This window comes from Roseobacter sp. HKCCD6576-2 (assembly GCF_013179285.1).
GTDB lineage: Bacteria > Pseudomonadota > Alphaproteobacteria > Rhodobacterales > Rhodobacteraceae > Rhodophyticola > Rhodophyticola oceani.
Window position 1 is genome coordinate 1 of record NZ_WVNW01000046.1, and the last position, 2,704, is coordinate 2,704.

At 58.2% G+C, this 2,704-nt stretch carries 1 pseudogene; it reads right to left on the reverse strand.

What is annotated here, in order from left to right:
- A pseudogene (locus tag GTF44_RS21825) lies at positions 1–1,926 on the reverse strand (hypothetical protein); the annotation flags it as partial.
- Positions 1,927–2,704 lie beyond the last annotated feature (778 nt).

The window sequence follows — 2,704 nt, forward strand, 5'->3', positions numbered from 1 at the left end:
CGTCAGGTGATCGTTATCGCCCGAACCGCCGTCCAGAACGTGGGAAAAGTCAAAATTGGCTGCTGAAGCAATAGTGAAGCTATCGTCACCCGCGCCAAGACGAATATTCCCGGCGAGAAGGCCATCTTCCAAGGTCAGGGTATTGTCGCCCTCACCGCCATAAACATCGCCGATGATGCTTCCGCCTGTCACAATCAGGGTATCGTCACCGGCCCCAAGACGAATATCACCGGTGATGCGCCCTGCCGAGGTGATGACCGAAGCGCCAGCCCCATCCACTATCGCAAGGCCAGACCTCCCCGCCATCACCCTGCCGGTGCTGGCGATATCAATCGTTCCCCCGCCGCCAGCGTCGGAGATCGTGCGGATCGCGGCACCGTCGTCATCAGCGTTAAATCCGTCAGCTCCGCCCGTCACAATCCCAGCCACGTCCACGTCAAACTCTTTTACACCCAACCAAAATTTTGGGCTGTTGGAGTTGTGATCCATAGTCACGTAATTCCCTGAAACGCGAATTCCGTTTGAACCCGCCCCTGAAGCCGTGACAACGGCACCCGCATCCAGCTTGACAATCGTCTTGGCTTGCGGCGTTGAGCCCGGAACAAACCGCACACCATTCACCATCGCATCCGCCTCTGCTTCCGCCCAAAGCCCGTGAGAATTCCTCCCTAGCGTGGTGATACTGCCGCCCTTCATCTCCACGACCACATCGGCTGAGCCAGTGGTGTCCGCATGAAGCCCGTGGGAACCCACGAATGCGTTGACCCTGTTCGTCGTCAGGATCGTCCCTCCGGTCATGCGCGCTGTCGCCCCGTTTGTGTTGTCCGAGTTGTTTGTGTGATCCTCGTTGTGAATCCGCACATAAATCGCGGACGCGCCCCCGTGAGTCGTGGTGATTGTGCCACCACGCATTTCCGCCAGCGCGCTCCCCAGGCCACCATTGGCTTGCACAGAAATCCCATGAGCCCATTGACCGTTAATATTGATACTCCCGTTTCTCATGACAGCCTTTGCACTCGCCTCGGATGCACTCTCCGAGTTGTTGGACACCGCCCGTATCCCATGCGCCTGCTCCCCTTCCGTGGTGATTGTGCTGCTGCCGTTGATGGCATTCATCTCCGCGATTGCGTCACAATCACAGGATGCATCTGCAGCCGCAGAAATCCCAGCGGATCGGTAACCTGTCGTACTAATCAACCCTCTGGTCACGCGCGCTGTCGCCGTAGCTTTGCTATTCGCCGTATTGTCATAGAGGCGCGCTCGAACCCCATGGGAATCTCTTACCCCTCGCGAGATGATTGTGCCGCCACTCATTTCAGCGAGCGCCTCGGCGCGTACCTCGCCCTCAACCACCCCCCCATTGCTCTCTACCAAAACCCCATGGGAGTTTTCCCTGTACAACCTGATCAGCCCTCCGGTCATGCGCGCCGTTGCACTGGCTGCACTCCCCGTGTTTTTGTTGACCGACGCAGCAATCCCATGAGCCCCTCCACCATGCGTGGTGATTGTGCCGCCACTTATTTCAACGATCGCCGCGCCACCTACGGACCCGGTTCCTGCCGAAAGCCCGGAGCTTGATCCTTCGAAAATATTGATACGCCCTTCGGTCATTTCCGCCTTCGCCGTGGCGTTACTCCCCGCGTTTTTAATCTCCGCCCGAAGCCCGTAACTAAGGACAGTATGCGTGGTGACATCCCCGCCATTCATTTGCGCGGTCGCATTGCCAGTGCCCTCGGTATACGCCTCAAGCCCGTGGTTATTGTAGTTAAACTCATCCACAGCATCAGTGGTAACGCTCCCGTGGTGCAGTAGCACAGCGATATCGCCTGAAGTATTATCCGCCCCACGCACTGCCGCCCCAGAGACACCCCAAGCTTCCACCGTGATGGGTGCGTAATTGTCTGCGTTGTCTGGGGCATCAAGCATCAGAGTGAGCCCATCTGGTCCGGCATTGTATTCGATGCCATGGTGGGGAGTGATACCCGGAGAGGGAATGCTGGCGTCAGGGCACACTCTGACGACGCCGTTTATTATTTGGCCGCAAGCGGGGGCCGCCTGAGCATCAGCCTGGTCCGCTCCTCCGATGATAAGCGCCGCAGCAGTTGCCACAACCAACAAACCTGGCGCAATGCTTGCCACCCGCCCCTTGAACTTGGTTAAACGACCGCCCTGAACCAAGACGTTGTGTGATTGAAGGGCGGGCTGGGTGTCTGAGGACTGGTTTGTCATTTTTGAAACTCTCCTGTGAGGGACTTGAGCACAATCGAGGCAAGGCACCGCCCTGCCCCGTCAGGCGGTCAGTGGGGTGGCAGAAATGCAGGACTTGGCAGCGGCATCGGCCGGAGGCGTTGTTTGAGCCTCAAACAGAAGCGAATTACCGTCAGGGATCGGCCGCGGTCCGTCCGCGCCGTCCGTTCTGATCCAGGGGAAAAGTGAGGTATTTAGATCGGGCGTGAGGACATCCAACCCGACCCCGATTACGGTGATATCGCGCGTCACAGGGGGCGAGCACGCACGCGTCGACCATATCGATCCCGAACACGGGATCGGAGGATTAGCTAGTTCACAAGCTGTGGTCGGCTTGGGGCCGGATGTTAGACTGTCAGGATGAAGGAGCCGGTGAGTTCTGCTGCCTACACCACGCGCGGCATGAACCGATGAACCGATGAACCGATGAACCGATGAACCGATGAACCGATGAACC